Here is a 26,291-nt window from a genome sequence, read left to right on the forward strand (position 1 = left end):
CGTGGTCTCCGCTCTCACAGTCGCCCGCCGGCGGCGGCGACCCGTTGGGCGTGGTGGTCGGCCGCGGCCCGCAGGGCGCGTTCGTTCGCACGGATGGTCTGGGCGATCTCGTGCAGCGCGCGGTGCAGTTGCCGCGCCTCGTCGTTCCAGCGGTCGATCACCGACTGGAAGCGCAGCGCGGCGCTGCCGGACCACACCGAGGCGGGCACCCCGGCCATTCGGGTGATGAAGGCGTGCAGGGTGGCGCGCAGCTCGTCGTTGACCCGGTCGGTGCCCGCGGCGACCGCACGCATCAACTCCAGGTCGACGGTGAGGGTGGGATCGGTGCTCATCGGGATCTCCGCTCGCTCTCTCGTCGCTGCCGTCGGATGGGACGGCTCTCGTGGTGGACGCTTCTTGTTGGACCCGCGCCCCCGCGGTCGGGTTCCCCATTTTTCGCCGGGGCGGGCCGGGGTTCAATTCACCGTGTGCGCCGATCGGATCGCCAGGTCGCACGCGGCCCGGATGGGTTCTTCGTCGCCGGGGCGGTGCTGGCAGCCGACGCCGATGCGTACCGGCCCGTCCAGCAGCACCGCCCAGGACACCTCGTGGTCCGCACGGAGCTCCCGGTAGGTCACCGCCGCCCGGCCGGCCCGCTCACCGGCCGGCGTGAAGTCGACGAACACCGCGGCCGGCTCGCCGTCGATCGCGGCGCGCAGGACGTCGGCGACCGCGGGCAGGGAGCGTTGCGCGGCGGGCGCCTGGGTGAGGTGCACCCGCAGTTGCGGATCGGCCGGGGAGACCACCTCGAGGCGCGCCGAGCCCGGCCCGCCGGTGACCCGGCGCGGCTGCCAGCCGGCCGGCACGGTGAGCGCCACCCGGCCCTCGACCAGGGTGGCCACCGGCGGTGACGGCGCCGGTTTCCGCGTTCCCGGGGCCGGAAGCGCGGCGGGCAGCGCCAGCGCCGCGACGGCGGTGACGGCCCCGGCGAGCACCCGGATGCGCCGGCTCGGTTTCCGGACGGGTGCATCCGGTGGCGTGGCCGGGATCGCCGCGGCCAGCCGGCGCCGCCGTGCGTCGTCGACGACGACGGCGAGCAGCGTCCCGGCGACGGTCAGCCGGTCGGTGATCAGCGCGGCCAGTGCCGTCGTCCCGGCGACGTCGCCGGGGGCGTCCACCACCACCGCCGCGCCGCGCGGCGCGGCCCGCGCGGCGGCCGCTTCGGCGACGATCGTCGCGAGGTTCGGCCGGTCGCGGGGATAGGTGACGGCGGCGGCCGGGCCCGCCGGGTCGGTTCCCGCTGTGTCGGTGAGCGTGACGGCCTGTCCGGTGATCTCGATGACCACCGGGGCCGGCGGGGCGGCCCCGGCCAGCAGCCGCAGGCGAGCACGGCCGGCGGCCACCGTGGTCAGCACGGCGGGCTCCAGGCCACCTGCACCGGCCGTTCGTCGCCCGGCCGGGTGACCAGCACGCCGCGTCCGGGTGGCCGCGGCTCGGCGCGGACCGCTCCGATCAGTGGCCCGTCGTCGGGGTCGCCGCCCATCACCAGCGTCGGGCAGCCGTGGTCGCGCAGCGCGCCCAGCAGCGGCTCGTAGAGCGCGCGGGTCGCGCCCCCGCTGCGGCGCGCCACGATCAGGTGCAATCCGATGTCGCGGGCGTGCGGCAACACGTCGAGCAGCCCGGCCGGGGCTCCGGCCGGGATCAGGTCGTAGTCGTCGATGATCAGGTAGTAGTCGGGTCCGCTCCACCAGGATCGGTCCCGCAGTTGGCGCTGGCTGGGCTGCGCGGGCGGCAGCCGGTCGGAGAGCACCGCGGTCAGGTCGTCCAGGGCTGTGCCGATCCCGGCGGCGCCGATGGGATAGCCGGCCAGATGGGGCGATTCGACCACTCCGAGCAGGCTGCGGCGCGGGTCGACGAGCAGCAGCCGCGCCTGCCCGGCGGTGTGCGTCCGCACGATCTCCCGGCAGAGCAGGCGCAGGGTCGCGGTTTTGCCGCACTCGTCGCCGCCCAGGATCAGCAGGTGCGGGCGGGTGCTGAAATCCAGGGTCACCGGGGTGCCGGCACGCTCGGCGAGGCCGAGCGCCGGGCGTGCGGCGGTGGCGGCGGTGATCAGCGCGGCCGCCTCGATCATGGTCGGCAGCGGCCGGATCGGCGGAGCTGCCGCGTCGTCGGGGCGGGCGGGCGGTGGTTCCGGTGTCGCGATCAGCATGTGCAGGCCGTCGCGGGTCAGGCCCCGCCCGGGCCGGTCGGCGGGCACCTCGGTCGCCGCCGCGCGGCCGACCTCCGATTCGGCCGGGTCGCCGAGGCGCAGTTCCAGCCGGGTGCCGAGTTGGTCGTGCAGCCCGGGGCGGATCTCCGCCCACCGCGCAGCCGACAGCGCCACATGCACCCCCACCGACAGCCCCCGGGCGGCCAGCGCGGTGATCGGCTCCTCCAGGGCGGCGAACTCCCGTCGGATACCGGCCCAGTCGTCGATGACCAGGAACACGTCGCCGTATCGATCTGCGGCGCAACAGGGATCGGCGGCGGCCCGTAGCCGCCGGTAGTGCGCCATCGACGTGATGGTGTGTTCGGCGAACCGGGCGGCTCGATCGGCCACGATCTCCTCCAGTTCGGCGACGATGCACCTCGCCAACTCGGTTCCGGCGCGGCCGGCCACCGCCCCCACGTGCGCCAGACCGCGCACCGCGGACAGTGCGCCGCCGCCCAGATCCAGGCAGTAGAACTGCACTTGATGCGGATCGTGGCAGGCCGCGAGGGCGTCGATCAGGGTGCACAGCGCGGTGGATTTGCCGGACTGCGGACCGCCCACCACCGCGACGTTGCCTGCCGCTCCGTCGAGTTCGGCCAGCAGCGGTGTGCGGCGCTGCTGAAACGGGCGGTCGACCACACCGACCGGGACGCGCAGCGTGCCGCGGCGCGGGCCGGTCGCGGCGAGCAGAGCGCTCAGCGCTGGCGGGCGGCCCAGCGGTGGCAACCAGATCCGGTGCGCCGCTGCACCGATCCCGCCCATCCGCTGGAGCACCGCGTGCAACACGGTCGGGCCGGCCGGGGACGCCTGAAGAGGGGCTGCCGCCGCGGTGAACCGCCGGACCGCCGAGGTCGCTTCCGTCGCCGGTGGGGGCAGCGGCGCGGAGACGAAGGCGGTCTGGAACCGGATGAGCTCCCCGGCGCCGGTGCTCAGGTAACCGCCGCCCGGCTCGGCGGGCAGTTGGTGGGCGGCCGGGACGCCTAGTACGGCCCGGGAGTCGCCGTCGGAGAGGGTCCGCAGGCAGATCCGGTAGGACAGGTGCGATTCCAGCCCCCGCAGCCGGCCCTCCTCGAGTCGTTGACTGGCCAGCAGCAGGTGCACGCCCAGTGACCGGCCGAGCCGCCCAACGGCGGCGAACACCTCGGCGAAATCGGGGTGCTGGCTGAGCATTTCGGAGAACTCGTCGATGACGATGAGCAGGCGCGCCATCGGCGGCACCCGGGCGCCGCTGCGTCGCGCCTGCCGGTAGGCGGTGAAACCGCCCAGGTTGCCCGCGGCGCGCAGCAACTCCTGACGCCGGGTCAGTTCGCCGGTGAGCGCCTCGCGCAGCCGGTGCACCAGGGCGGCGTCCGCGGCGAGGTTCGTGACGACGGCGGCGACGTGCCGGGCGGGTTTCATCTCGGCGAAGGTGGCCCCGCCCTTGAAGTCGACCAGAACCAGGTTCAGTTCCTCCGGGCGGTGGCGGGCCAGCAGGCTCAGCACCAGCGTGCGCAGCAGTTCGGATTTCCCCGAGCCGGTCGCGCCGATACACAGCCCGTGCGGCCCGATCCCGCCTTCGGCGGGTTCGTTGAGATCGATGTGGACCGGGGCGCCGGCCACGGTGGTTCCGATCGGCGCCCGCAACGTCTCCCGGGCGGGCCGCGCCCGCCACTGCCGGACCGGGTCCCAGGTCCGCAGGTCGTCGATGCCGATCAGCGCGGTCCAGTCCCGCCGGTGGGACGCGGCGGTGTTTCGGTGAGCGGCCAGGCGGCGGGCGCAGGCCGTGGCGGCGGCGACGCTGAGCCGGTCCGGCCGGACCGGTCCCCGCAGTTCCGCGGGCTGGCGCGCATCGCCGCCGGCGCCGGCCCGCACAGCGACCTCCTGGGCGCCCAGGTGCAACTCGAGGTCGACCGGTGTGCTCGCCGCGCCGACGGCGCAGACCGTCACCCCGTCACCGGTGGGAAGGCCCGCGGCTGCGGCCCCGTCGAGTATCACCAGCAGCCGGGTGGCCGCGGTGGCTCGGGTGGCCCGCTCGACCGGTCCGGGGGTGTGGTGCGGCAGCCATTTCAGCCAGTCCCAGTGCCCGCCGGTGTCGGCGACGGCGATCGCGGTGATCTGAAGGACATCCGGGCCGTATGGCACCGCGAGGCCGCAGATGATTGCGCGCAGCAGGCCGCGGGCGGCGGCGGTGTCGCCGCTCAACGCCGTCCGCGGCGGGAGTTCCAGTGCCACCGGCAGATCGGCGACGCTGTCGGTCGCGGAGACCAGGCGGTGCACCGCGCCGACGGTCACCGGGTCGGCGGGGCGGGCGGGATCGGCGGCCGGGGCGAGCAGTCGCAGCCGCGCCGGTTGGGTGGCGCACCCGATACGCACCGAGAGGCCGCCGCCGGTGGGCGCCCACATCCGGGTCGTGCCGACCAGGGTCCACAGCGTGGCCGGGTCGGGATGCCGCCAGGTCAGTGCCCGGTGCTGCGCCGCGCCGCTCGCGGCGGCCTGGTCACCCAACCCGGACAGGTAGTGCAGGTAGGTGTCGCGGGCTGTGTCCAGTTCGCCGCGCCGGCCGCCGAGCAGGGCACCAGCGCCGCCGGAGAGCAGCAGCCCGGCGGGCAGCAGCAGCATCGTCGGGCTGCGCAGACCGGTTCCGGATCGCCACAGCAGCACGGTCACCGCCACCGACAGCACCGCCCCTGCAGCCGGGAGCAGTCGGGCGGCCGTCGCGTGCCCGGCCGGCACGGCGGGCGGCGCGGCGATGCTCAACTGCTCCGGCGCCGACGGGTGCGGCGGCCGGAATCGTGCTGCGGCGCTGGATTCTTGGTGAGTCATCGCAGTCCTGGTTCGACGGTGCAAGCCACGCTAGAAACACCGGCAGGCACCGGCAACTCGGTTGTGGATAACTGAAATCGCGGTCGGCCGAGCCGCGCTAGCGTTCGCCGCATCATCTGCCGCCGGGGGTACCGGCGGGAGCGAGTCGAGGAGCGGTCGGATGCACCAGAACGAACCAGCGGTGCGCCGGGTCGCGGTCCGGGGCGAGGGGGTGACGGTCGACGTCACCGTGCCAGCCGTGGTGGCGGTCGCCGAGTGGCTGCCGTCGCTGGTGGAGCTGACCGGGATTCCGCAACCGGTGGGCGGCTACCGACTGACTCGGGCGGCAGGAGCGGAGCTGGACCTGTCGATGCCGTTGTCGCAGCAGCGGGTTCACGATGGCGCACTGCTGTTGCTGTCCCGATGTCCGGTCCCCGAGCCGGTGATCCGCACCCACGATCCGGCGGAGGCGGTGTGCGCGCAGCACCGGCCCTGGTCGGCGTCGGCCACCCGGAGCGGCGCCGCGGTGGCCGCCGGGGCGCTGGCCGGTGCCGGCGCCCTGCTGACCGTGCGCACTGCCGGAACCGCGGGCGCAGCCACGGCGGCGGCCGCGGCGGCCGCCGTGAGCGGGACCGCATTGGCCGCCGCCACCGTCCTGCCCCGGTTCGGCCGCGCTCCGCTCACCACGCTCGCCTGCGGGCTGGTGTCCTGCGGCTACGCGGCGGTCGGCGGCTATCTGGCCGTTCCGGAGGGGCCGGGTCCGGGCAACGTGCTTCTCGCGGCGATGGCCGGCACGGCGGTGGCCGCGTCGGCGCGGACGCTCACCGGCTGCGGCGCGGTCGTGTTCCCGGCGGTGTCGTGGCTGGGGTTGCTCGTCGCGGCGGCGGCGCTGGCGGGCCTGATCACCGGTGCGACCCCGCGGGTGCTCGGCGCGATCGCGGCGGTGGTCGGGGTGGCCGTCATCGCGGCCGCCGCCCGGGTGGCGACGACGGTCTCGGGGCTGGCCGCCACCGACACCGGCGCCCGGCAGCGGGTTGCGGCGTCGCGGGCCGGGGCACAGCTGACCGCTTTGGTGACCGGCGCTGCGGTCGCAGGCAGCCTGGGCGCGGCCGCGGTGGCCGCCGATTCGCCGTGCTGGCTGACGGCCGGGTTCACCGCGCTGTTCGGGGTGCTGATGGTGCTGCGGGCGCGCGATCAGAGCGACCCGGCCCGCACGGCGGTGTTGCTGGGCTGCGGTGTCGCGACCCTCGTCGTGGCCTTCACGGCCGCCGCCCTGCTCGCCGCCGACCCGGTGTGGGCCTGCCTCGGGTCGGCGGTGCTGGTGGGTGCGGCGATGATCGCGGGCGCCGACCTGTCCGCGGGTGCCCACTGGCCCGGCATCCGGCGCTGCGCCGATCTGGTCGACTATCTGGCCGCGGCGGCGCTGGTGCCGCTGGCGGTGTGGCTGACCGGCTGCTACCCGATGGTCGCCGATCTGGTTGCCGCCCGGTGAAGGCGCTGCGGGTGTTGCTGGCGGTGGCCGCGCTGGTGATCTGCGGTCCGCCGGCGCAGGCCCTCGCCCCGCCGCACGCCGACGACCGGTGGCTTCCGGCCCCGGCCCCGCCGGCCCCGCCGCAACCCACCGTGCAGCGCCTGGTCTGCGTGGCGCCGGTCGCCGAACCGGTGCCCGCCGGCCCCACCCAGCTGGATGGGCTGAACCTGGCGGCGGCCTGGGCGTCGTCGCGCGGCGAGGGGGTGCGGGTCGCGGTGATCGACACCGGGGTGAGCCCGCACCGGCGGTTGGCCGACCTGACCCCGGGCGGGGATTACGTCGGCACCGGCGCCGGTGACCAGGACTGCGATGCCCACGGCACGCTGGTGGCCGGGATCATCGCGGCGTCCCCCGACCCGGCCGCCGACCGGTTCGCCGGGGTGGCGCCTGCGGCGAGCCTGATCGGGATCCGGCAGGCCAGCACCGTGTTCGCGCCTGCCGCCGACCCGACGCGGCCCGGTGTCGGCGACGTCGACACCCTGGCCCGAGCGGTGCGCACCGCCGCCGACCTGGGCGCCGCGGTGATCAACATCTCCGCGGTGGCGTGCCGGCCCGCCGGCGAAGCCCTCGACGACCGGGCGCTGGGCGCCGCACTGGCCTACGCCGTGACCGTCAAGGACGCGGTGGTGGTCGCCGCCGCGGGCAACACCGAGGCGACCGGCGGATGTGCCCGCCAGCCGGCCGACGCCACCTGGCAGACCAGCGCGGTGGCGGTCAGCCCGGCCTGGTACGACGACTACGTGCTGGCGGTGGGGTCGGTCGACCCGGAGGGCCGGCCCTCGGCGTTCACGCTGCCCGGGCCGTGGGTGGACGTCGCCGCGCCGGGCGAGGCGGTGGTGTCGCTGGATCCCGCCGGCGAGGCACTGGTGGCGGCCCTGCCCGGCCCCGGCGGCCCCACCCCGATCCACGGCACCAGTTATGCGGCCCCGGTGGTCAGCGGGGTGGCGGCGCTGCTCCGGGCCCGATTCCCGCACTGGAGCGCCCGGCAGGTGATGGCCCGCATCTGCGACACCGCCCGCCCCGCACCCGGCGGATGGAACCCGGTGGTGGGTCACGGCGTCGTCGACCCGGTCGCCGCCCTCGCCGTCGACGAGCTCGACAACCCGGGGAATCCCGTCGCCCCGACCCGGGTGTCGGCTGCCGAGTCGGCCGCGACACCCGCGGCGCCCGCCGAGACGTCGGCGGGCCGGTCGACGCCGAACCGCGCCGGTCACACCGCGCTGACCGGGGCGGCGGCCTGTCTCGTGGTGCTCGCGGTGGCCACCGTGCTGCGGTCAGCGCGGCGGGGAAACCACGGCGTCGTGGGCGGTGGCGGCGGCCTCCCGGCTGAGCACCGGCCCGACCGGTAACGCCGTCAGCAGCGGGCACGGCGCCGCCGCCGGCTCGGCAGGCAGCCCCAGATCACCCGCTGCGGCGGCGTCGGCGACCGGGAAGCGCACCCCGGTCTCGGTGATCAGGTAGCCGGTCCCGCCCGCGCCGGAACAGCGGACATACCCGCTGCGGCCCGGCGGCAGCCACACCGCGTCGAGCGCGGGCCCGGGGCCGTCGGCCTGCGCCAGCGGCACCGGTTGGCCCCGGTCGGGCAGCGACGGCCGCTCTCCCCCGCTCACCGTGATCGCGCCCGCCTGCCAGGTCACGCACAGCGTGGCCGGCGAGGTGGCCGGGCCGGGTTGCGGCGCAGCGACCGCGGATTCCTCCGGAACCGTGTTGAGCAGCAGCGCCGAGACGGTGCGGACCGCCCCGTCAACCGGTGGCCCGCGGTCCGGCAGCCGGCTGCGCCGGCCGTCCCGCAGCAGGAAGCGCGGTGCGCCGCCGCCGGTGGTGACCACCAGCCCGTCCGGGATCGGCGGCCCGGGCGGGTCGGCCCCGCCGACCGCCACCCCGGTGCGGCGTCCGCCGGGTGCCGTCGCCTCGGTGCTGTCGCAGACGGTCCAGTTCGGCTCCGCCAGCGGCTCCCCGAGGGTCTGCGGGGCGCCGGGGATACCCAGCAGTGGACCGCCGGTGAGTCCGGCCAGCGCTGCCTCGGGCACCGGCCGCGGCCCGGCCGGCGCGCCGGCGATCAGCCGCGCCGAGGCGAGGTTGAGCACCGGATGCCAGGTCGATCCGACCCGCACATAGAGGGCACCGGTGTCGCGGCCCACCACCAGGCCGGCCTCGCCGACGCCCGGTCGCGGGTGCAGGACGGCCAGGACGACGGCCGCGACCCCGATCAGCGCCGCCACCACCGCACCCGCGGTCAACGGACGCCGCGGCGCCACCCCGCGCGCGGTGCCGGTGCGCAGCGCGCTGTCGAGCCGGCGCAGCCGGTAGCGATGCGCGTTCAGCTGCAGCGGCGTGACCCGGTCCGTCGGCATCGGTGCCCTCCGCGGTTCACCGTAGGGGTCGGTGGCGGTGCCCGCCGACCGTTATCCACAGCCCCCGGACCCGGTCCGCGGCCGAGGCAGGTCGGTATCATCGCCCTGTGAGTACCCACGTTTTCGCGCCGCTTCGGCGCCCCGGCCGACCTCGACAGCATCGACAGGCCGGGCGGTTCGCCCGCTGGCTGGGGCCGCTGGCCGCCGCGACGGTGACCGCGGGCGCCCTGCTGGTCACCCCGTCGGCGCTGCCCACCGCCGCCGCCGACGATTGCACCGACGTGGAGGTGATCTTCGCCCGGGGCACCAGTGAGCCGGCCGGTATCGGCCGGGTCGGCGCGGCGTTCGTGGACGCGTTGAAGAACCAGACCAGCCAGAGCATCGGCGTCTACCCGGTCAACTATCCGGCGGGCCGGCTGCAACTCGGTGGCGGTGACGGCGCCAACGACACGATCAACCGGGTCAAGCACATGGCGGAGACCTGCCCGGACACCAAACTGGTGCTCGGCGGCTACTCCCAGGGGGCCAGCGTGATGGACATCGTCAGCGGGGTGCCGGTGGCCGGGATCAGCTGGGGCAGCGCGCTGCCCGCCGAGTACGCCGACCAGGTCGCGGCGGTCGCCGTCTTCGGCAACGCCGCCAACCGGATGGGCGGCCCGATCTCCAGCCGCAGCCCACTGTTCGCCGGCAAGGCGATCGACCTGTGCAACCCCGGCGACCCGATCTGCCACGAGGGTGAGGGCAACGACTGGCAGGACCACACCGACGGTTACATCCCCGTCTACACCAACCAGGCCGCCGGCTTCGTGGCAGGCCTGCTCGGGCAGTCGCAGCACCTGCGCCCCGAAGGGTTCATCAATTAGATTCACTAACAATGCGCTAGGATGGGCGGGGTGAAAAGCCTCCGAACCGGTCTGCGTCGCACCGTGGCGCTGGCCGCCCCCGCTGCCCTGATGACGGCCACCGTGGCCGTCACCCCGCTCACCGGCATGTTGGCGACCGCGTCCGCCGCCTGCTCCGACATCGAGGTGGTGTTCGCGCGCGGCACAAACGACTCCCCCGGCGTCGGGCGGGTCGGCAACGCGTTCGTCAGCGCATTGAAGAACCAGGTCGGCGGCCGCTCTGTCGGCGTGTACGCGGTCAACTACCCGGCGAGCTACGACTTCATGGCCGCCGCCGACGGCGCCAACGACGCCAGCGCCCACGTGCAGGGCACCGTCAACAACTGCCCCGACACCCGCATCGTGCTCGGCGGCTACTCCCAGGGCGCCGCGGTGATCGACGTGATCGCCGCCTCCCCGGTCCCGGGCCTGGGCTTCTCGGCGCCGCTTCCGCCGGGCACCGACGCGCACGTCGCGGCGATCGCGGTGTTCGGCAACCCGTCGGCCAAGCTGGGCCAGCCGCTGACCAACAGCCCGGTCTACGGCAACCGCACCATCGACCTGTGCGCCGCCGGCGACCCGGTCTGTTCGACCGGTGACGACTTCGACGCGCACTCCGGCTACGTTCCCGACCTGGCCAACCAGGCCGCCTCCTTCGTCGCCGCTCGCGTGTAGGCGACGACCGTGGGGCGGGCCATCGCAGCGGTCCTGGCGGTACTCGCCGCCCTGACATTGCCGGTCGTGCCCGCCCCGTCGGCGTCGGCCGCCGGTTGTTCGCAGGCCGAGGTGATCTTCGCCCGCGGCCGGCTGGAACCGGCCGGGCCGGGCCGGATCGGTGCCGCCATGGTCGAGGCGCTGCGTACCGCGTTGCCCGACACCGACATCGGGCTCTACCCGGTGCGCTACGCCGCCGACACCGACGTGGTACCCGGCGCCAACGACATGAGCCGCCGGGTGCAGTACATGCTGGCCAACTGCCCGAACACCCGGCTGGTGCTCGGTGGCTACTCGCTGGGTGCGGCGGTGACCGACCTGGTGCTCGCGGCGCCGACGTCGTTCTTCGGGTGGAACGACCCGCTGCCGCCGGCCGCGTCGTCGCACATCGCTGCGGTCGCCCTGTTCGGCAACGGCAGCAACTGGCTCGGCCCGATCACCACCTTCAGCCCCGCCTACCGCGACCGCACGATCGAGTTGTGTCACGGCGCCGACCCGATCTGCAACCCGGCCGACCCCAAGACCTGGCGCAACAACTGGCCCGATCACCTGGCCGGCGCCTACCTCGACGCCGGCATGGCCCAACAGGCGGCGAACTTCGTGGCGGGCAAGCTGCGCTCAGCAGCACCCAGTTCCCGCTGACCCGTCGGCCAGGTCTGCCGGGTCGCGCAGCTCGCGGGTGACGGCGGTGCGGGCGATCAGCTCGTCATCGGGTGGGTAGTCCACGCCGACCAGGGTCAGTCCGTGCGCCGGGGCGGCGGCGAACGCGCTGGAGCGCTTCGACTCGGTCAGCAGCTCGGCGCACCACTGCGCCGTGCGGCGGCCCTCGCCGACCGCCAGCAGCGCTCCGACCAGTGAGCGCACCATCGACCAGCAGAACGCGTCGGCGCTGACGTCGGCGCTGACCAGGTCCCCGTCCCGGTGCCAGTCCAGCCGCTGCAGTTCGCGGATCGTGGTGGCGCCGGGGCGGTACCGGCAGAACGCGGCGAAGTCGTGCAGGCCGAGCAGGGGCTGGGCTGCCGCCGTCATCGCCGCCACGTCCAGCTCGCGGGGCCAGGCGGTGATGTAGCGCGCCTGCAGCGGGTCGGCCCCGTGCGCCGCGGTGGTCAACCGGTAGCGGTAGTGCCTGCGCAGGGCGGCGAACCGGGCGTCGAACCCGGCCGGGGCTCGGGTGATGCGGCGCACCCGCACGTCGGTGGGCAGGAAGCGGGCCAGCCGGCGCAGCAGGGGCAGGAATTCCGGCTGGTCCGGCCGGGGGTGCCGCGGGTAGGCGAAGCTCAGCGCCGCGGTGGGCACGTCGACGTGGGCGACCTGTCCGTCGGCGTGCACGCCGCTGTCGGTGCGCCCCGCCCCGTACAGGCGCAGCGGGGTGCGGAACACCGTCGACAGGGCGTCCTCCAGGACGCCGGCGACCGTGCGCCGGCCCGCCTGCGCCGCCCAGCCGGCGAAATCCGTGCCGTCATAGGCGATGTCGAGACGCAGCCGGGTCGACGGCCCGTCGTTCACCCGATCAGGAGTTGTCGGCCTCGTCGGCCGAGTCGGTGGCCTCGGCCGCGGCTTCCGCCTCGTCCTGGGCCTCACCCTGGGGCTCAACCTCGGCGGTGGCGTCCGCTTCCGGCTCGGCCTTCGGTTCGACCTCGGACCCGGACTCAGACTCAGCCTCGGCCTTGGGCTTCGACTCAGCCTTGGCCTTGGCGGCCTGCTTGGCGGCGGCCCGCTGCGCGCGCTCCGCCTCGGAGGTCACCGTCTTCTCCTGCACCAGCTCGATCACGGCCATCGGCGCGTTGTCGCCCTTGCGCGCCTCCAGCTTGATGATGCGGGTGTAGCCGCCGTTGCGGTCGGCGAAGTGCGGACCGATCTCGGCGAACAGCACGTGCACGATGTCCTTGTCGCGGATCTTCTTCAGCACCTCACGCCGGTTGTGCAGCGTGCCCTTCTTGGCGTGGGTGATCAGCTTCTCCGCGTACGGCCGCAACGCCCGCGCCTTGGCCTCGGTGGTCCGGATCCGGCCGTGCTCGAACAGCGACGTGGCCAGGTTCGCCAGGATCGCCTTCTGGTGGGCAGAGGATCCGCCGAGGCGGGGCCCCTTCGTGGGCTTGGGCATGGGGACTTCTCCTATATGGGGCCGACCCCCGTATCAGGTAGGGCCGGGACGGACTTCTTCGGTGTGTCCGGCTCCTCGGCTGCCGCTGCGCGGCCGCTTCGGCACCGGACGGCCGTTACAGCTGCTCGGTTTCGGCGTAGTCCTGGTCGTCGTACCCGCCCTCGGCGTTCCAGGTGCCGCTGGCGACGTCGTAGCCGGCGACCTCCGACGGGTCGAAGCTGGCCGGGCTGTCCTTGAGGGCCAGGCCCAGCTGGTGCAGCTTGACCTTCACCTCGTCGATCGACTTCTGGCCGAAGTTGCGGATGTCGAGCAGGTCGGACTCGGTGCGGGCGACCAGCTCGCCGACGGTGTGCACGCCCTCCCGCTTGAGGCAGTTGTAGGAGCGCACGGTCAGGTCCAGGTCGTCGATCGGCAGCGCGAACGACGCGATGTGGTCGGCTTCGGCCGGCGACGGCCCGATCTCGATGCCCTCGGCCTCCACGTTCAGCTCCCGGGCCAGCCCGAACAGCTCGACCAGGGTCTTGCCGGCCGAGGCCAGCGCGTCCCGGGCGGTGAGGGAGTTCTTGGTCTCCACGTCGAGGATCAGCTTGTCGAAGTCGGTGCGCTGCTCGACACGGGTGGCCTCCACCTTGTAGGTGACCTTGAGCACCGGCGAGTAGATCGAGTCGACCGGGATCCGGCCGATCTCGGCACCCGACGCCTTGTTCTGCACGGCCGGCACGTAGCCGCGGCCCCGCTCGACGACGAGCTCGACCTCGAGCTTGCCCTTGTCGTTCAGGGTCGCGATGTGCATGTCCGGGTTGTGCACGGCGACCCCGGCCGGCGGCACGATGTCGGCGGCGGTGACCTCACCCGGGCCCTGCTTGCGCAGGTACATGGTGACCGGCTCGTCCTCCTCGGAGGAGACGACCAGGCCCTTGATGTTCAAGATGATGTCGGTGACGTCCTCTTTGACGCCGGGCACGGTGGTGAACTCGTGCAGCACCCCGTCGATGCGGATGCTGGTGACCGCGGCACCCGGGATCGAGGACAGCAGGGTGCGCCGCAGCGAGTTGCCCAGCGTGTAGCCGAAGCCGGGCTCCAGCGGCTCGATGATGAACCGGGACCGGTTGTCGGCGATGACCTCTTCGGACAGGGTGGGACGCTGAGAGATCAGCATGTGTTTCCTTCTCCTTCTCGGCACCCGCTATTTGATGCCGGTTGGTTCCGCGCCCGCCCGCTTGCGCGGCTTCCGTCGTCGGGGACGTCCGCCGCGCCCGCGGGGACCGCGGGCCGCCCGCACCGACCTGGCGCGGGCGGTACTGCTACTTCGAGTAGAACTCGACGATCAGCTGCTCGGTGAGCGGCACGTCGATCTGCGCCCGCTCCGGCAGCTGGTGGACCAGGATGCGCTGCCGCTCGCCGACCACCTGCAGCCAGGCCGGGATGGGGCGCTCGCCGGCGGTCTCCCGCGCGATCTGGAACGGCAGGGTGTTCAGCGACTTCTCCCGCACGTCGATGATGTCGTACTGCGACACCCGGTAGCTGGGGATATCGACCTTGACCCCGTTGACGGTGAAGTGGCCGTGGCTGACCAGCTGGCGGGCCATCCGCCGGGTCCGGGCCAGGCCGGCCCGGTAGACGACGTTGTCCAGCCGGCTCTCCAGGATCTTCAGCAGTTCGTCGCCGGTCTTGGCGGCGCGGGCGGCCGCCTCCTCGTAGTAGCGACGGAACTGCTTCTCCATCACGCCGTAGGTGAAGCGGGCCTTCTGCTTCTCCTGCAGCTGCAGCCGGTATTCGCTCTCCTTGACCCGGGCCCGGCCGTGCTGGCCGGGCGGGTAGGGGCGCTTCTCGAACGCCTGGTCGCCGCCGATGAGATCGACGCCGAGGCGACGCGACTTGCGGGTCGCGGGTCCGGTGTAACGAGCCATGGTGTCCTGTCCTCCTAGACCCGGCGCCGCTTGGGCGGACGGCAACCGTTGTGCGGCTGCGGGGTGACATCGGAAATCGCGCCGACTTCCAGGCCGGCGGCCTGCAGGGACCGGATCGCGGTCTCCCGGCCCGAGCCGGGACCCTTGACGAACACGTCGACCTTGCGCACACCGTGCTCCTGGGCCTTGCGTGCGGCGTTCTCGGCGGCGAGCTGCGCGGCGAACGGGGTCGACTTACGCGAACCCTTGAAGCCGACGTGGCCCGACGACGCCCAGGCCAGCACGTTGCCCTGCGGGTCGGTGATCGTCACGATCGTGTTGTTGAAGGTGCTCTTGATGTGGGCGGCACCGTGCGGGACGTTCTTCTTTTCCCGACGGCGGGTCTTCTGACCCTTCTTCGCCCCGGTGGTGGCTTTCTTGGCGGGCATGGGTTACCTGGCCTTCTTCTTGCCGGCGATGGTGCGCTTGGGGCCCTTGCGGGTGCGCGCGTTGGTCTTGGTCCGCTGGCCGCGCACCGGCAGGCCACGGCGGTGCCGCAGCCCCTGGTAGCAGCCGATCTCGATTTTGCGGCGGATGTCGGCCTGCACCTCGCGGCGCAGGTCACCCTCGACCTTGAGGTTGCCCTCGATGTAGTCGCGCAGCTTGCTCAGCTGGTCGTCGGTGAGGTCCTTGCTGCGCAGGTCCTTGTCGATCCCGGTCGCGGCCAGGATCTCGTTCGACCGGGTGCGGCCGACGCCGTAGATGTAGGTCAGCGCGATCTCCATCCGCTTGTCACGCGGCAGATCGACGCCCACTAGTCGTGCCATGGGTGGCGTTCCTCTTCCTGTTCGGAGGTCTGGTCCCAGCCCGTCCCGGCCGACTGCTCCGGGGTCCGGCCTCCTTCCGGACGTGTCGTGGGCGGCCTATCCGCTCACTGGTACTGGGAGGTCTGCATTCAGTTGTTCCGCCGGTCAGCCTTGCCGCTGCTTGTGGCGCGGATCGGAGCAGATCACCATGACCCGCCCATGCCGGCGGATCACCCTGCATTTGTCGCAGATCGGCTTGACGCTCGGGTTCACCTTCACGGCTGTTGTAATCCTGTTCTCGCTGGGTTGTTACTTGTACCGGTAAACGATGCGGCCACGACTCAGGTCGTAGGGCGACAACTCCACCACCACCCGGTCCTCGGGCAGGATCCGGATGTAGTGCTGGCGCATCTTCCCACTGATGTGCGCGAGCACCCGGTGTCCGTTCTCCAACTCAATGCGAAACATCGCATTGGGCAGCGGCTCGACCACGCGGCCCTCGACCTCGATGGCGCCGTCCTTTTTGGCCATGTCTCTCCGGCAATCCTCCATGTTTGGTGCACTGAGGCACGGCGGCGTCGACTCCACGACGTGAGCTGGTGGTTGGAAATTCCACGGAATTCCAGAACAGGGCACGCAACGAGCCGGCGCGGATGCCGCACCGCCGGTCCACGATACCCGCATCGGCGCCGCGCGCCAAAATCGTGCGCCGGCCCCCCGCCGTGGGCTGCGAGGATCGTTTTACCAGGCGGCACCCGGCTGCCGGCCCGGCGGAAGGGAGGCACATGAGCGCTGTCTACCTCGCGGTGTTCGCCGTCGGCGCGGTCGGCGTGCTGACCGCCCTGCTGCTCACCGACATCGACGCCGGCGCCGACGGGATGCCCCTGCTCAGCCTGACCAGCCTGTCCGCGGCGTTGCTCGGCGCGGGCACCGGCGGCTCGGTGGGCACCGCCGCCGGGCTGGGCACGGTGGCCACCGCGGTCGTGGCCGCGGCCAGTGGCGTGGCGCTGCTGGTGGTCCTGCAGGTCGTCGTGCTGCCCTACCTGCGCAGCCAGCAGGGCAACTCGCAGCGGGGCCGGGCCTCCTACATCGGGTTGCTGGGCACGGTCACCCTCGACGTGCCCGTCGACGGCTGGGGCGAGGTCGCCTTCGTCGACGCCGACGGCAACCGGGTGCGGTCCCGCGCCGTCAGCGCCGAAACCGATCCGCTGACCAAATCCACCCGCGTCTACATCGCCGATGTGGACACCGACTTCGTCCACGTCGTCGCCGTCCCCGAATCCTGATCACCCCGGAAAGGTCCACCATGTCGTTGCTGCTGATCGTCGTCATCGCCCTCGCGGCCCTGCTGCTGCTGGTCGGGCTGCCGCTCATCTACGTGAGGAACTACATCAAGGTGCCGCCCAACGAGGTGGCGGTGTTCACCGGCCGAGGCCAACCCAAGGTGGTCCGCGGCGGCGCCCGGTTCCGGATGCCGGGCATCGAACGGGTCGACATCATGAGCCTGGAGCCGTTCAACGTCAGCATCAACCTGCAGAACGCGCTGTCCAACAACGGTGTGCCGGTCAACGTCGAGGCCGTCGGGCTGGTCCGCATCGGCTCGGCCGACGAGGCGGTGCAGACCGCCGTGCAGCGCTTCCTGACCTCCAACCTCGAGGAACTGCAGCGGCAGATCAACGAGATCCTGGCCGGCAGCCTGCGTGGGATCACCGCCACGATGACCGTCGAGGACCTCAACTCCAACCGGGACACCCTGGCCCGCAACGTGGTCGAGGAGGCGGGAACCGACCTGGCCCGCATCGGCATGGAGGTCGACGTGCTCAAGATCGCCGGGATCTCCGACTACAACGGCTATCTGGAGTCGCTGGGTCAGCGCCGCATCGCCGAGGTCAAGCGCGACGCCACCATCGGGACCGCCGAGGCCGAACGCGACGCGCAGATCCAGTCCGCCAAGGCCCGCCAGGAGGGCTCGGTGGCCCAGGCGCAAGCCGACACCGCGATCGCGGCCGCCAACCAGAAGCGCGACGTCGAACTGGCCCGGCTGCGCGCCCAGACCGAGGCGGAGAACGCCGAGGCCGGCCCGCTGGCGCACGCCCGCGCCGAGAAGGACGTCGGGATCGCCGTCGAGCAGGCCGAGGCCGCCCGGGTGCAGGCCCGCATCGAGGTGGAGCAGCGCCGCGCCGAACAGGCCCAGGCCGCCCTGCAGGCCGACGTGATCGCCCCCGCCGAGGCGCAGCGCCAAGCCGACATCGCCCGCGCCGAGGGGCAGCGGAAGGCCGCGATCCTGGCCGCCGAGGCCGAGGCCGCGGGCAAGAAGGAACTCGCCGACGCGCTGCGGGTGGAGCAGCAGGCCGAGGCCGACGGCATTCAGGCCAGGCTGGTCGCCGAGGCCGCAGGCAAGAAGCGGATCGCCGAGGCCCTGAACAGTTACACCGCCGAGGCGGCCCGGCTGTCGATGCTGCCCGACGTGCTGTCCTCGGTGGTGCAGGCCACCGAGGCGGCCGCGTCCCCGCTCGGCGACATCGAACGGCTGTCGATCATCGGCGGCGCCGGCGACGCCCGCGACGCACTCGGCGGCCTGCTCGGCATCAGCCCGCTGAACCTGGCCAAGGTGCTGGAGAGCCTGAAGTCCGCCGGCATCGATGTGGCGGCGATGCTCAACCGGCCCGCCGCCCCGCCCGCACCCACCGCGAACTCGCAGCCGGTCGCGGCCACCGAGTAGCCCGTCGGCCCGCCCGGCCTGACAGACTGGGGTGGACATGACCGCCGAGACGGAGCGCGAGCGACAGTAAGGAGCGGCGCTGATGACCGACGCGATAGCCCTCAAGCCCGAGTTGGGCCGTTACGGGGTGTGGACGTTCGGCCGGGTCACCCCGGACGAGGCCGTCGAGATCGAGCGGCTCGGCTACGGCGCGCTCTGGGTGGGCGGGTCGCCGGCGGCCGATCTGGAGTTCGTGGAGCCGATCCTGGCGGCCACCGAGACCCTGCAGGTGGCGACCGGCATCGTCAACATCTGGACCGCCCCGGCCGCCGAGGTCGCCGCGTCCTTCCAGCGGATCGAAGCCGCCCACCCCAGCCGGTTCCTGCTGGGAATCGGCGCCGGGCATCGCGAGCACACCGAGGAGTACACCAGCCCGGTGCAGGCGCTGGAGGACTACCTGGAAGCCCTCGACGTCGCCGGGGTGCCGACCAGCCGCCGGGTGGTGGCCGCGCTGGGCCCGCGGGTGCTGGAGTTGGCGGCGCAACACAGCGCCGGGGCGCATCCCTACCTGACCATCCCCGAGCACACCGGCGGGGCCAGGGAGCTGATCGGCAACACCGTGTTCCTCGCGCCGGAGCACAAGGTGGTGCTCACCACCGACGCCGAGGCGGCGCGCGGTGTCGGTCGCAAGGCTCTCGACCTGTATCTGGGGCTGTCCAACTACGTCAAGAACTGGCACCGGATGGGGTTCGGCAGCGCCGACGTGAGCAAGCCGGGCAGCGACCGGTTCGTCGACGCGATGGTCGCCCACGGCACCGCCGCGCAGATCGCGGCGCGGCTCGAGGAGCACCTCGACGCCGGCGCCGACCACGTCGCGATCCAGGTGCTAGGCGGGCGCGACCAGCTGCTGCCGACGCTGACCGAGCTGGCCGAGCCGCTGGGGCTGACCGCGCGGGACTGACCGGGCCGCTCGGTTAGGGTTTGCCCATGCGGCTGCTGGTCACCGGCGGAGCCGGGTTCATCGGCGCCAACTTCGTGCACACCACCGTGCGCGAGCGCCCCGAGGTGGCGGTGACGGTGCTCGACGCGCTGACCTACGCCGGCAGCCGCGCGGCACTGGAACCGGTGGCCGACGCCGTCCGGCTGGTCCGCGGCGATGTCGCCGACGCCGATCTGGTCGACGCGCTGGTGGCTGAGAGCGACCTCGTCGTGCACTTCGCCGCCGAGACCCACGTCGACAACGCGCTGGCCGCCCCGGCACCGTTCCTGCACTCCAACGTGGTGGGCACCTACACCGTGCTCGAGGCGGTCCGCCGGCATCGGGTTCGGCTGCACCACGTCTCCACCGACGAGGTCTACGGCGATCTGCCGCTGACCGGCCACGACCGGTTCACCGAGCACACCGCCTACAACCCGTCGAGCCCCTACTCCGCGACCAAGGCCGCCGCCGACCTGCTGGTGCGCGCCTGGGTGCGCTCCTACGGCGTGACCGCGACCCTGTCGAACTGCTCCAACAACTACGGCCCGTATCAGCATGTGGAGAAGTTCATCCCGCGCCAGATCACCAACGTGCTCACCGGGCGCCGAGCCAAGCTCTACGGCACCGGCGCCCACGTGCGGGACTGGATCCACGTCGATGACCACAACGGCGCGGTGTGGCGGATCCTCGACGCCGGTGTCGCGGGCCGCACCTACCTGATCGGTGCGGACGGTGAACGCGACAACCTTTCGGTGCTGCGGGCGATCCTGCGGCTGATGGACCGCGACCCCGACGACTTCGACCACGTCACCGACCGGGCCGGTCACGACCTGCGCTACGCGATCGACCCGACGCCACTACGCACCGAGTTGGGCTGGCGCCCACAGCACACCGACCTGACCGCGGGGCTGAGCGCCACCATCGACTGGTACCGGAACAACGAGGCGTGGTGGGCGCCGCTGAAGGACACCGTGGAAGCCCGCTACGCCGAACGGGGGCAGTGATGGCCGCGCGGGAACTGAGCGTGCCCGGCGCCTGGGAGTTCACCCCGCAGGTCCACCGCGACCCGCGCGGACTGTTCTTCGAGTGGTTCACCGACCGGCAGTTCACCGACGTCGCCGGGCACCGGTTGGATCTTCACCAGGCCAACTGCTCGGTGTCGGCCGCCGGGGTGCTGCGCGGTCTGCACTTCGCCGAAGTGCCGCCGGGCCAAGCCAAATACGTCACCTGTGTGTCCGGCACCGTCTTCGACGTGGTGGTCGACATCCGGGTGGGCTCGCCGACCTTCGGCCGCTGGGACGCGGTGCTGCTCGACACCGTCGACCGCCGCTCGGTGTATCTGGCCGAGGGGCTCGCGCACGGTTTTCTCGCGATGCAGGACCAGTCGACGGTGATGTATCTGTGCTCGGCCGAGTACAACCCGGAACGCGAACACACCCTCGACGCCCTCGACCCGGCGCTGAGCATCGACTGGCCGCGCGATCATCCGCTGATCGTGTCCGACCGCGACGCCGCCGCCCCCACCCTCGCCGCGGCTGAAGCGGCCGGAACGCTGCCGACCTGGGAGCGGACCCGCGCCTTCGTCGACGGCCTCCGGCGGCGCTGAGCGACGGTTTCCCGCACCGGTTCTTGCCACGGTTTTTGCTGCGGTGCGCCCCCTCGGCACGGTTTTAGAGTTGCCGTCATGACCGCCACTCACCGCAGGATCCTGCTCTGCGCATTCTCGGCGCTGCTGGTCCTGATCGCCGGCTGCGCAGGTCCGGGACCGGATGCCAGCAGCCCGGCTGCACCAGCCCCGGCGGGCCCATCGGAGCAGGACGAACAGCGTGACGTCGTGACCACCGGGACCGTGGCGATCACCGTCGGCGACGTCGGCGCCGCCGTCGGGCGGCTCGGCGACCTCACCACCGGGACCGACGGCCGGGTCGACGCGCGCACCGAGACCACGTCGGCCAACCATTCCCCGACCGCCGAGTTGACCGTGCGGGTGCCCGCCGGGCGGCTCGACGCCTACCTCAACGAACTGCGGGAACTGGGTGAGGTCACGGCGATCTCGGTCAACCACGAGGACGTCACCACCACCCGCGTCGACCAGGACGCCAGGATCGCCGCGTTGCAGACCTCGGCGGACCGGCTGAGGGAGCTGATGCACTCCGCGACGAGCACCGCGGACCTGCTCGCCGCGGAGGATGCCCTGGCCCAGCGACAATCCGACCTCGACAGCCTGCGAGCCCAGCGCGACCGGCTCGTCGACCGCGTCGACTACGCGACCATCACCGTGACCGTGTCGGCGGAGACCGCTCCGGTCGCGACCGGGTTCGTGGCCGCGATCGGGCAGGGCTGGCGGGCGCTGCTGACTTTCGCCCGGACCGCGGTCACCCTCGTCGGGTTCCTGCTGCCCTGGTCACCGCTGCTGGCGCTCGGGGTGTTCGCACTCGTCGTGCGCCGCCGACGGCGGCGCGTACAGCAGCCCGCCCCGGCGCCTCAGCTGTCGTAGCGCAGCCACAGCGGCAAGACGGTGTCCAACCGCTGCATGAACTTCCGCATCCCGACGCGGTACTGCCCGGCTCCCAGTGGGTCGATCCAGTACTCGGGGAAGGCGATTCCGAGCCCGAAGAGTCCCGGGGCGAGGATGCCGGTCGCCGCGTCGTAGTCCAATGTTCCCCACTGCGGCGTCGCGGGAAGTCGTCGTCGTTCGAAACCGACGGTGTGGACGACGCGGTCGCAGCGCCGCAGCATCGCCGCGGATTCCGGGGCGTCGACCCGGTACCGCTCGAGGCGGTCCGGGGGCGTCCCGTCGATGTTCTCCCGTGCCCAACAGGCGGCTTGTCCCTTCAGGCCGGTGTCGTCGTACACGGTCCAGTCACCCAGCGGGATCGCGTATTTCAGCGGGCTGCGGTAGAAGTTGATCACCGTTGTCACCGGCGTCGCGAGCAGGTTCGGCAGGGCGATCATCGTCGAGTGCGACGAGCCGAAGACGCCGACCGTCATTCCCTCCAGCGGCATCTCGGACAGCTTCTGCGGGTCGAGCACCGTTTCGATCGCGATCTGCTCACACGCGATGTCCGGCAACGTCCGTGGGACCGAACCGGTCGCCAGGACCACTTTCGTCGAGGTGATGGACCCGGCATCGGTGGTCACCGTCCACCGCCGGTCACGCAGCACGAGTTCGGTCGCCACAGTCCGAAGTGGGCTGACCCGTGCGCACAGCCGCCGGGAGATCCACACCAACGGATCGGCGACCAGCCCCAGCGGGCAGGTCTGCTGCGGTGCGAGGGCATCGAGTTCGAAGCCGGGCGAGTCGGTGTACCCGAACGCCGGTGAGGCGGTGAGGTAATCGAGGAAGTGCGCGACGGTGGTGTTGCTGGACACGGCACGCCATTTCCCACCGAAGTCGCCGGCGGCGAAATGTGGGTCGATCCAGGCGATCTCCGTCTCCGTGATGCCGTGGTCGAGCAGCCGGCCCACTGCGGCGATGCCGGCAGGGCCTGCTCCGATCACGGTCCAGGTGTAGTCGGTCATGTTCTCGCCTTCCCGGTTGTCCGGACGACAGCCCCGCCGTGGGCCGCCTTTTGAGAGGCAGCGGGCCGACTCGGCCCGGTACACCTCGATGCTGCACCGGAGGCGCACCGACGGGGTAGGGGCGAAAGCTTTGTCTCGCCACAACTCACCCTTGTGGCGGTGACTTGCCGCGGCTACCCGGTGTCGACGGCGGCGATGTGACTGAGCAGGTCACGAACTGCGCCGGCAGGCGGTGTGCGGGCCCCGGCCCAGATCGCCCTGAGCTCACGCCGCAGGTTCAGCCCGGCCGCCTCGACCGACCGCAGCCGGCCTATCGCCAGGTCCTCGGCCACGGCCAGCCGGCTCATCACGGCGGGACCCGCCCCGGCGAGCACTGCTCCGCGCACCGCGGCCGCCGACGACAGCTCCAGCACGGGGTCGGCCTGCTCGATGGTCGCGCCGAGGGCCGCGTGCAGCGCCGCCGTCAGCGAGTCGCGGGTGCCCGATCCGGGTTCGCGGGTGACCAGGGCGGTCCGAGCGAGTTCGGCCGCCCCCACCCCGGCCTGCCGGCGTGCCCACTTGTGGCCGGGCGGCACGATCACCACCAGCTCGTCGTGCGCCACCACCCGGCTGCGAAGCCCGGTAGGCACCCTCGGGCTCTCGATGAATCCGAGGTCGGCCGCCCCGTCGTGGACCGCGGTGATTACGTGGTCGCTGTTGGTGGCGGTGAGAACCACGTGCGGAGCGGTGCCGCCGCGGCGCGCGGCCGCGGCACGCAGAGACACCAGCCACCGTGGCATCAGCTGCTCGGCGATGGTCAAGCTGGCCGCCACCGTGATCCGCTGCCGAGTCTCGGTGCGCAGCGCCGCCAGCCCCGCATCGACCTGGTGGGCGACATCCAGGAGGCGGTCGGCCCATTCGGCGACGACGACACCGGCCGCGGTCAGCTGCGACCCGCGCGAGGTACGGACGGCCAGCTGTACCCCGGCCTGCGATTCGATCGAGGTGAGTCGCGCCGACACCGCCTGCTGGGTCAGCCCGAGTTCGCGTCCCGCGGCGGTGAGGCTGCCGGTTCTGGCCACTGCGAGGAACACCTCGAACGCGGAGAGTTCGGGCATCCGGGCGCTGAGCCTCATGGCGTGATCCAACCACAATCCCGGCTTGTGGTGAGGGGCGTTGCGGTTTAGGGCGTTGCGGTTTGGGGCGTTGTGGTTTAGGGCATTGTGATTTAGGGCTACGTGCTCCCCGGTGCCGGGCGACGTCGGTGACGCGGGCTGAGCGGTCGGCAGTGCGGCGCCGGCCGGCGCCCCCTTGATGTCGGACCTCGGTGGGACCTGTGACGCCACCGCGGAGGTGTGGTTCGAACGCGACGGACGCCCGATCGGGTGCGGGCGGGCCACTCAACCGCCGGCTACGCCGCGCCCTGGAAAACCGCCACCCCACCTGCGCGGTACCCGAGTGTGGGGCCAGTCGCGGTCTGCACGCCCACCACACCTGGGTTCGCGCCTATTCGGCAAGGCCAAGGAACACCACCAGTGCGCGATCGAGTTGGATGAGGTCGCTGTCGGCGAGACGGCCGACGCGCTCGTACACGTTCGCCCGCGGCATCGTGGTGATCTTGTCGACCATGATTTTGCTTGGCTGCTCAATCCCGGTTGCCGCTGTCGGTTCTACGGCGATCCGGCTCAGCGGTGCCTCGACGGGGTTGGTTGTCAGCGGACAAACCGTGACCGAGGCGGTCGCATCAAATCGATCATCCTGAACGATGACGACCGGTCGTGGCTTGCCTGTGTAGACACCTCGTGCGGCAGCGACGTGGATGTCACCTCGCCTCACTCGGCGGACTCACCCTCGGCGGTCCAGTCACAAGAGAGGGCGTCGACAAAAGCTTGATCGTCGGCCTCCTGCTCGCTGGCGGCGATGGCGGCCGACTGGCGGTGAGCTTCTGCGGCGAATTCCGGCGCCCGTACGTCGGGCACCCAAATCTGAACGGGCCTAAGCCCCTGGGCGCGCAATCGCCGGCGATGCTCCTGCACCCGCTCTCGTGTGCTAGCCATCCCCCAATGTTACATGTAACATAACCGGTCATCAATTCGGCACGGCTCACGCCCAACTCTCCCCGCCGAATACGAGAGGCTGCAGGACGCGGTCACCGAGCACGAGGTTGCGCAGCCCGAACACGTCGTTGCCAGAGCCGATCGAGTGCTCTCGGCAACCGCTTGTCAGACGCGTAGACCAGTTACTAGGATGTCCAAGTATTCAGACCGTCTGAATCAACTCGCACTCCCGGGACAGCCATGACACGACAGATCGACCACTACATCGACGGACAGGCCACCGCAGGCACGTCGGGACGCACCGCCGACGTCCTCAACCCCAGCACCGGAGCGGTGCAGGCGCGGGTGGCCCTGGCCGGTGCCGCCGACGTGGACGCCGCGGTCGCCTCCGCCGTCGAAGCCCAGCGCGGCTGGGCGGCCACCAACCCGCAGCGTCGGGCCCGGGTGATGATGCGGTTCATCGAGCTGGTCAACGCCAACATCGACGAGCTGGCGGAGCTGCTCTCCGCCGAGCACGGCAAGACCCTCTCCGATGCGCGCGGCGACATCCAGCGCGGCATCGAGGTGGTCGAGTTCTGCGTCGGCATCCCGCATCTGCTCAAGGGCGAATACACCGAGGGCGCCGGGCCGGGCATCGACGTGTACTCGCTGCGTCAGCCGCTCGGAGTGGTCGCCGGCATCACCCCGTTCAACTTCCCGGCGATGATCCCGCTGTGGAAGGCCGGGCCCGCGCTGGCGTGCGGCAACGCCTTCATCCTCAAGCCGTCCGAACGCGACCCGTCGGTGCCGGTGCGACTCGCCGAACTGTTCGTCGAAGCGGGCCTGCCGCCCGGGGTGTTCCAGGTCGTCCACGGCGACAAGGAGGCCGTCGACGCGTTGCTGCACCACCCGGACATCGCCGCGGTCGGCTTCGTCGGCAGCTCGGAGATCGCCGAGTACATCTATTCCACCGCCGCCGCCAACGGCAAACGCGCGCAGTGCTTCGGCGGCGCGAAGAACCACATGATCGTGATGCCCGACGCCGACCTCGACCAGGCCGTCGATGCGCTGATCGGCGCCGGCTACGGCAGCGCCGGGGAACGCTGCATGGCGATCTCGGTGGCCGTGCCGGTCGGCGCGGAGACCGCCGACCGGTTGCGGGCCAGGCTCGTCGAGCGGGTCAAGGAGCTCCGGGTGGGCCACAGTCATGACCCCAAGGCCGACTACGGGCCGCTGGTCACCGAGGCCGCCCTGCAACGGGTCCGCGACTACATCGCCCAGGGTGTCGACGCCGGCGCCGAACTGGTGGTCGACGGCCGCGAACGGCGCAGCGACGACCTGCAGTTCGGTGACGACAGCCTCGAAGGCGGCTACTTCCTCGGCCCCACCCTGTTCGACCACGTCACCACCGACATGTCGATCTACACCGACGAGATCTTCGGCCCGGTGTTGTGCATCGTGCGCGCGGCCGACTACGACGAGGCGCTGCGGCTGCCCAGCGAGCACGAATACGGCAACGGGGTGGCGATCTTCACCCGCGACGGCGACGCCGCCCGCGACTTCACCACCCGGGTTCAGGTCGGGATGGTCGGGGTCAACGTGCCGATTCCGGTGCCGGTGGCCTACCACTCCTTCGGCGGCTGGAAGCGATCCGGCTTCGGCGATCTCAACCAGCACGGCACCGCCTCGATCCAGTTCTACACCAAGGTGAAGACGATCACCCAGCGCTGGCCGTCGGGGATCAAGGACGGCGCCGAATTCCACATCCCGACCATGGAGTAACC

General features: G+C 72.2%; 28 protein-coding genes and 1 pseudogene. 13 read left to right on the plus strand and 16 right to left on the minus strand.

All coding sequences use genetic code 11. The features are described 5' to 3' along the window. Positions 1 to 14: 14 nt before the first annotated feature. The 3 genes from AWC30_RS12795 to eccCb all read right to left on the minus strand — a co-directional run bounded on the left by AWC30_RS12795 (position 15) and on the right by eccCb (position 5,032). Positions 15 to 332 (minus strand): WXG100 family type VII secretion target, encoded by a 318-nt coding sequence (locus AWC30_RS12795; RefSeq protein WP_085110607.1) that lies wholly within the window; start codon positions 330 to 332, stop codon positions 15 to 17. A 123-nt stretch (positions 333 to 455) separates the two neighbouring features. Beyond that, positions 456 to 1,394 carry a type VII secretion-associated protein gene (locus tag AWC30_RS12800; protein ID WP_109562053.1) on the minus strand — a complete coding sequence of 313 codons (939 nt, stop codon included), beginning with the start codon at positions 1,392 to 1,394 and terminating at the stop codon, positions 456 to 458. Further along, positions 1,388 to 5,032 carry a type VII secretion protein EccCb gene (gene eccCb, locus AWC30_RS12805; RefSeq protein ID WP_085110609.1) on the minus strand — a complete coding sequence of 1,215 codons (3,645 nt, stop codon included), beginning with the start codon at positions 5,030 to 5,032 and terminating at the stop codon, positions 1,388 to 1,390. The genes AWC30_RS12800 and eccCb overlap by 7 nt, the downstream gene beginning before the upstream one ends. Before the next feature lie 160 nt (positions 5,033 to 5,192). On the opposite strand from eccCb, the gene eccD reads away from it, so the two are divergent. After that, positions 5,193 to 6,503, plus strand: a complete 1,311-nt coding sequence (eccD, locus tag AWC30_RS12810) for a type VII secretion integral membrane protein EccD (protein WP_085110610.1) — start codon at positions 5,193 to 5,195, stop codon at positions 6,501 to 6,503. After that, complete coding sequence (mycP, locus tag AWC30_RS12815; protein WP_420093271.1) at positions 6,500 to 7,891, plus strand: type VII secretion-associated serine protease mycosin; 1,392 nt, start codon at positions 6,500 to 6,502, stop codon at positions 7,889 to 7,891. Before eccD ends, mycP begins: the two co-directional genes overlap by 4 nt. Here the strand turns inward: mycP and eccB are convergent. Then, positions 7,817 to 8,896, minus strand: coding sequence for a type VII secretion protein EccB (eccB, locus tag AWC30_RS12820; RefSeq protein WP_085110611.1), 1,080 nt, complete (start codon positions 8,894 to 8,896; stop codon positions 7,817 to 7,819). The two genes, mycP and eccB, sit on opposite strands and share 75 nt — an antisense overlap. 197 nt (positions 8,897 to 9,093) lie before the next feature. Between eccB and AWC30_RS12825 the strand changes: the two genes are divergently transcribed. Genes AWC30_RS12825 through AWC30_RS12835 form a run of 3 tightly spaced genes read left to right on the plus strand, consistent with a single transcriptional unit; the run spans position 9,094 to position 11,133 of the window. Further along, complete coding sequence (locus tag AWC30_RS12825; RefSeq protein WP_372507123.1) at positions 9,094 to 9,759, plus strand: cutinase family protein; 666 nt, start codon at positions 9,094 to 9,096, stop codon at positions 9,757 to 9,759. A gap of 21 nt (positions 9,760 to 9,780) precedes the next feature. Further along, positions 9,781 to 10,452: a cutinase family protein gene (locus AWC30_RS12830; RefSeq protein WP_085110613.1), complete on the plus strand. Its 672-nt coding sequence runs from the start codon at positions 9,781 to 9,783 to the stop codon at positions 10,450 to 10,452. Positions 10,453 to 10,461: 9 nt separating this feature from the next. Beyond that, complete coding sequence (locus AWC30_RS12835) at positions 10,462 to 11,133, plus strand: cutinase family protein (protein WP_085110614.1); 672 nt, start codon at positions 10,462 to 10,464, stop codon at positions 11,131 to 11,133. Here AWC30_RS12835 and truA read toward each other — a convergent pair. The 8 genes from truA to infA all read right to left on the minus strand — a co-directional run bounded on the left by truA (position 11,110) and on the right by infA (position 15,821). Further along, positions 11,110 to 11,997: a tRNA pseudouridine(38-40) synthase TruA gene (gene truA, locus AWC30_RS12840; RefSeq protein ID WP_109562054.1), complete on the minus strand. Its 888-nt coding sequence runs from the start codon at positions 11,995 to 11,997 to the stop codon at positions 11,110 to 11,112. The genes AWC30_RS12835 and truA overlap by 24 nt on opposite strands. A 4-nt stretch (positions 11,998 to 12,001) precedes the next feature. Then, entirely contained in the window at positions 12,002 to 12,595 is a 594-nt protein-coding gene (rplQ, locus tag AWC30_RS12845; protein WP_109562055.1) for a 50S ribosomal protein L17, read from the minus strand. A gap of 115 nt (positions 12,596 to 12,710) precedes the next feature. Further along, positions 12,711 to 13,754, minus strand: coding sequence for a DNA-directed RNA polymerase subunit alpha (locus AWC30_RS12850; protein WP_085110616.1), 1,044 nt, complete (start codon positions 13,752 to 13,754; stop codon positions 12,711 to 12,713). A 145-nt stretch (positions 13,755 to 13,899) separates the two neighbouring features. Next, complete coding sequence (gene rpsD, locus AWC30_RS12855; RefSeq protein WP_085110617.1) at positions 13,900 to 14,505, minus strand: 30S ribosomal protein S4; 606 nt, start codon at positions 14,503 to 14,505, stop codon at positions 13,900 to 13,902. Positions 14,506 to 14,519: 14 nt separating this feature from the next. Continuing rightward, on the minus strand, positions 14,520 to 14,933 hold the full coding sequence (rpsK, locus tag AWC30_RS12860) for a 30S ribosomal protein S11 (RefSeq protein ID WP_085110618.1): 414 nt from the start codon (positions 14,931 to 14,933) through the stop codon (positions 14,520 to 14,522). 3 nt (positions 14,934 to 14,936) lie between these two features. Next, complete coding sequence (gene rpsM / locus AWC30_RS12865) at positions 14,937 to 15,311, minus strand: 30S ribosomal protein S13 (protein ID WP_085110619.1); 375 nt, start codon at positions 15,309 to 15,311, stop codon at positions 14,937 to 14,939. Positions 15,312 to 15,455: 144 nt separating this feature from the next. Beyond that, complete coding sequence (gene rpmJ / locus AWC30_RS12870; RefSeq protein ID WP_003879483.1) at positions 15,456 to 15,569, minus strand: 50S ribosomal protein L36; 114 nt, start codon at positions 15,567 to 15,569, stop codon at positions 15,456 to 15,458. A gap of 30 nt (positions 15,570 to 15,599) precedes the next feature. Then, positions 15,600 to 15,821, minus strand: coding sequence for a translation initiation factor IF-1 (gene infA / locus AWC30_RS12875; protein ID WP_066851228.1), 222 nt, complete (start codon positions 15,819 to 15,821; stop codon positions 15,600 to 15,602). 254 nt (positions 15,822 to 16,075) lie between these two features. Here infA and AWC30_RS12880 point away from each other — a divergent pair, with 254 nt between their 5' ends. The 6 genes from AWC30_RS12880 (at position 16,076) to AWC30_RS12905 (ending at position 21,467) form a co-directional block, all read left to right on the plus strand. After that, positions 16,076 to 16,576 carry a hypothetical protein gene (locus tag AWC30_RS12880; RefSeq protein WP_085110621.1) on the plus strand — a complete coding sequence of 167 codons (501 nt, stop codon included), beginning with the start codon at positions 16,076 to 16,078 and terminating at the stop codon, positions 16,574 to 16,576. A gap of 20 nt (positions 16,577 to 16,596) precedes the next feature. After that, positions 16,597 to 18,012 (plus strand): flotillin family protein, encoded by a 1,416-nt coding sequence (locus tag AWC30_RS12885; RefSeq protein WP_085110622.1) that lies wholly within the window; start codon positions 16,597 to 16,599, stop codon positions 18,010 to 18,012. 82 nt (positions 18,013 to 18,094) lie between these two features. Next, positions 18,095 to 18,952 (plus strand): LLM class F420-dependent oxidoreductase, encoded by an 858-nt coding sequence (locus AWC30_RS12890; protein WP_085110623.1) that lies wholly within the window; start codon positions 18,095 to 18,097, stop codon positions 18,950 to 18,952. Positions 18,953 to 18,978: 26 nt separating this feature from the next. Continuing rightward, positions 18,979 to 19,974 carry a dTDP-glucose 4,6-dehydratase gene (gene rfbB / locus AWC30_RS12895; protein WP_085110624.1) on the plus strand — a complete coding sequence of 332 codons (996 nt, stop codon included), beginning with the start codon at positions 18,979 to 18,981 and terminating at the stop codon, positions 19,972 to 19,974. Then, positions 19,974 to 20,576 (plus strand): dTDP-4-dehydrorhamnose 3,5-epimerase, encoded by a 603-nt coding sequence (gene rfbC, locus AWC30_RS12900; protein ID WP_085110625.1) that lies wholly within the window; start codon positions 19,974 to 19,976, stop codon positions 20,574 to 20,576. Before rfbB ends, rfbC begins: the two co-directional genes overlap by 1 nt. Positions 20,577 to 20,654: 78 nt before the next feature. After that, positions 20,655 to 21,467: a DUF4349 domain-containing protein gene (locus tag AWC30_RS12905; RefSeq protein WP_085110626.1), complete on the plus strand. Its 813-nt coding sequence runs from the start codon at positions 20,655 to 20,657 to the stop codon at positions 21,465 to 21,467. On the opposite strand, the gene AWC30_RS12910 is transcribed toward AWC30_RS12905, so the two are convergent. Continuing rightward, complete coding sequence (locus AWC30_RS12910) at positions 21,455 to 22,492, minus strand: FAD/NAD(P)-binding protein (RefSeq protein WP_085110627.1); 1,038 nt, start codon at positions 22,490 to 22,492, stop codon at positions 21,455 to 21,457. The genes AWC30_RS12905 and AWC30_RS12910 overlap by 13 nt on opposite strands. 173 nt (positions 22,493 to 22,665) lie before the next feature. Next, positions 22,666 to 23,607, minus strand: a complete 942-nt coding sequence (locus AWC30_RS12915) for a LysR family transcriptional regulator (protein ID WP_085110628.1) — start codon at positions 23,605 to 23,607, stop codon at positions 22,666 to 22,668. A gap of 172 nt (positions 23,608 to 23,779) precedes the next feature. On the opposite strand from AWC30_RS12915, the pseudogene AWC30_RS18320 reads away from it, so the two are divergent. Further along, positions 23,780 to 23,963, plus strand: a pseudogene (locus tag AWC30_RS18320) (hypothetical protein); the annotation flags it as partial. Positions 23,964 to 23,977: 14 nt separating this feature from the next. Here AWC30_RS18320 and AWC30_RS12925 read toward each other — a convergent pair. After that, positions 23,978 to 24,307: a type II toxin-antitoxin system PemK/MazF family toxin gene (locus tag AWC30_RS12925; RefSeq protein WP_085110629.1), complete on the minus strand. Its 330-nt coding sequence runs from the start codon at positions 24,305 to 24,307 to the stop codon at positions 23,978 to 23,980. Continuing rightward, a complete protein-coding gene (locus AWC30_RS12930) occupies positions 24,304 to 24,528 on the minus strand; it encodes an antitoxin MazE family protein (RefSeq protein WP_085110630.1) in 225 nt (74 codons plus the stop codon). The genes AWC30_RS12925 and AWC30_RS12930 overlap by 4 nt, the downstream gene beginning before the upstream one ends. Positions 24,529 to 24,768: 240 nt before the next feature. On the opposite strand from AWC30_RS12930, the gene AWC30_RS12935 reads away from it, so the two are divergent. Then, entirely contained in the window at positions 24,769 to 26,289 is a 1,521-nt protein-coding gene (locus AWC30_RS12935; RefSeq protein ID WP_085110631.1) for a CoA-acylating methylmalonate-semialdehyde dehydrogenase, read from the plus strand. The last annotated feature ends 2 nt before the right edge of the window (positions 26,290 to 26,291 follow it).

It is taken from the genome of Mycolicibacillus trivialis (assembly GCF_002102395.1).
Taxonomy (GTDB): domain Bacteria; phylum Actinomycetota; class Actinomycetes; order Mycobacteriales; family Mycobacteriaceae; genus Mycobacterium; species Mycobacterium triviale.

Bases quoted from the DNA above. Each gene is read 5' to 3' on its own strand.
- AWC30_RS12890 (WP_085110623.1), top strand. From the start codon at position 18,095: ATGACCGACGCGATAGCCCTCAAGCCCGAGTTGGGCCGTTACGGGGTG.
- eccCb (WP_085110609.1), bottom strand. From the start codon at position 5,032: ATGACTCACCAAGAATCCAGCGCCGCAGCACGATTCCGGCCGCCGCAC.
- AWC30_RS12935 (WP_085110631.1), top strand. From the start codon at position 24,769: ATGACACGACAGATCGACCACTACATCGACGGACAGGCCACCGCAGGC.
- eccD (WP_085110610.1), top strand. From the start codon at position 5,193: ATGCACCAGAACGAACCAGCGGTGCGCCGGGTCGCGGTCCGGGGCGAG.
- infA (WP_066851228.1), bottom strand. From the start codon at position 15,821: ATGGCCAAAAAGGACGGCGCCATCGAGGTCGAGGGCCGCGTGGTCGAG.
- AWC30_RS12885 (WP_085110622.1), top strand. From the start codon at position 16,597: ATGTCGTTGCTGCTGATCGTCGTCATCGCCCTCGCGGCCCTGCTGCTG.
- rpsM (WP_085110619.1), bottom strand. From the start codon at position 15,311: ATGGCACGACTAGTGGGCGTCGATCTGCCGCGTGACAAGCGGATGGAG.
- rpsK (WP_085110618.1), bottom strand. From the start codon at position 14,933: ATGCCCGCCAAGAAAGCCACCACCGGGGCGAAGAAGGGTCAGAAGACC.
- AWC30_RS12915 (WP_085110628.1), bottom strand. From the start codon at position 23,607: ATGAGGCTCAGCGCCCGGATGCCCGAACTCTCCGCGTTCGAGGTGTTC.
- AWC30_RS12830 (WP_085110613.1), top strand. From the start codon at position 9,781: ATGGGCGGGGTGAAAAGCCTCCGAACCGGTCTGCGTCGCACCGTGGCG.
- AWC30_RS12905 (WP_085110626.1), top strand. From the start codon at position 20,655: ATGACCGCCACTCACCGCAGGATCCTGCTCTGCGCATTCTCGGCGCTG.
- AWC30_RS12930 (WP_085110630.1), bottom strand. From the start codon at position 24,528: ATGGCTAGCACACGAGAGCGGGTGCAGGAGCATCGCCGGCGATTGCGC.
- rfbC (WP_085110625.1), top strand. From the start codon at position 19,974: ATGGCCGCGCGGGAACTGAGCGTGCCCGGCGCCTGGGAGTTCACCCCG.
- rfbB (WP_085110624.1), top strand. From the start codon at position 18,979: ATGCGGCTGCTGGTCACCGGCGGAGCCGGGTTCATCGGCGCCAACTTC.
- AWC30_RS12910 (WP_085110627.1), bottom strand. From the start codon at position 22,492: ATGACCGACTACACCTGGACCGTGATCGGAGCAGGCCCTGCCGGCATC.
- AWC30_RS12795 (WP_085110607.1), bottom strand. From the start codon at position 332: ATGAGCACCGATCCCACCCTCACCGTCGACCTGGAGTTGATGCGTGCG.
- AWC30_RS12850 (WP_085110616.1), bottom strand. From the start codon at position 13,754: ATGCTGATCTCTCAGCGTCCCACCCTGTCCGAAGAGGTCATCGCCGAC.
- eccB (WP_085110611.1), bottom strand. From the start codon at position 8,896: ATGCCGACGGACCGGGTCACGCCGCTGCAGCTGAACGCGCATCGCTAC.
- AWC30_RS12880 (WP_085110621.1), top strand. From the start codon at position 16,076: ATGAGCGCTGTCTACCTCGCGGTGTTCGCCGTCGGCGCGGTCGGCGTG.
- rplQ (WP_109562055.1), bottom strand. From the start codon at position 12,595: ATGCCCAAGCCCACGAAGGGGCCCCGCCTCGGCGGATCCTCTGCCCAC.
- rpsD (WP_085110617.1), bottom strand. From the start codon at position 14,505: ATGGCTCGTTACACCGGACCCGCGACCCGCAAGTCGCGTCGCCTCGGC.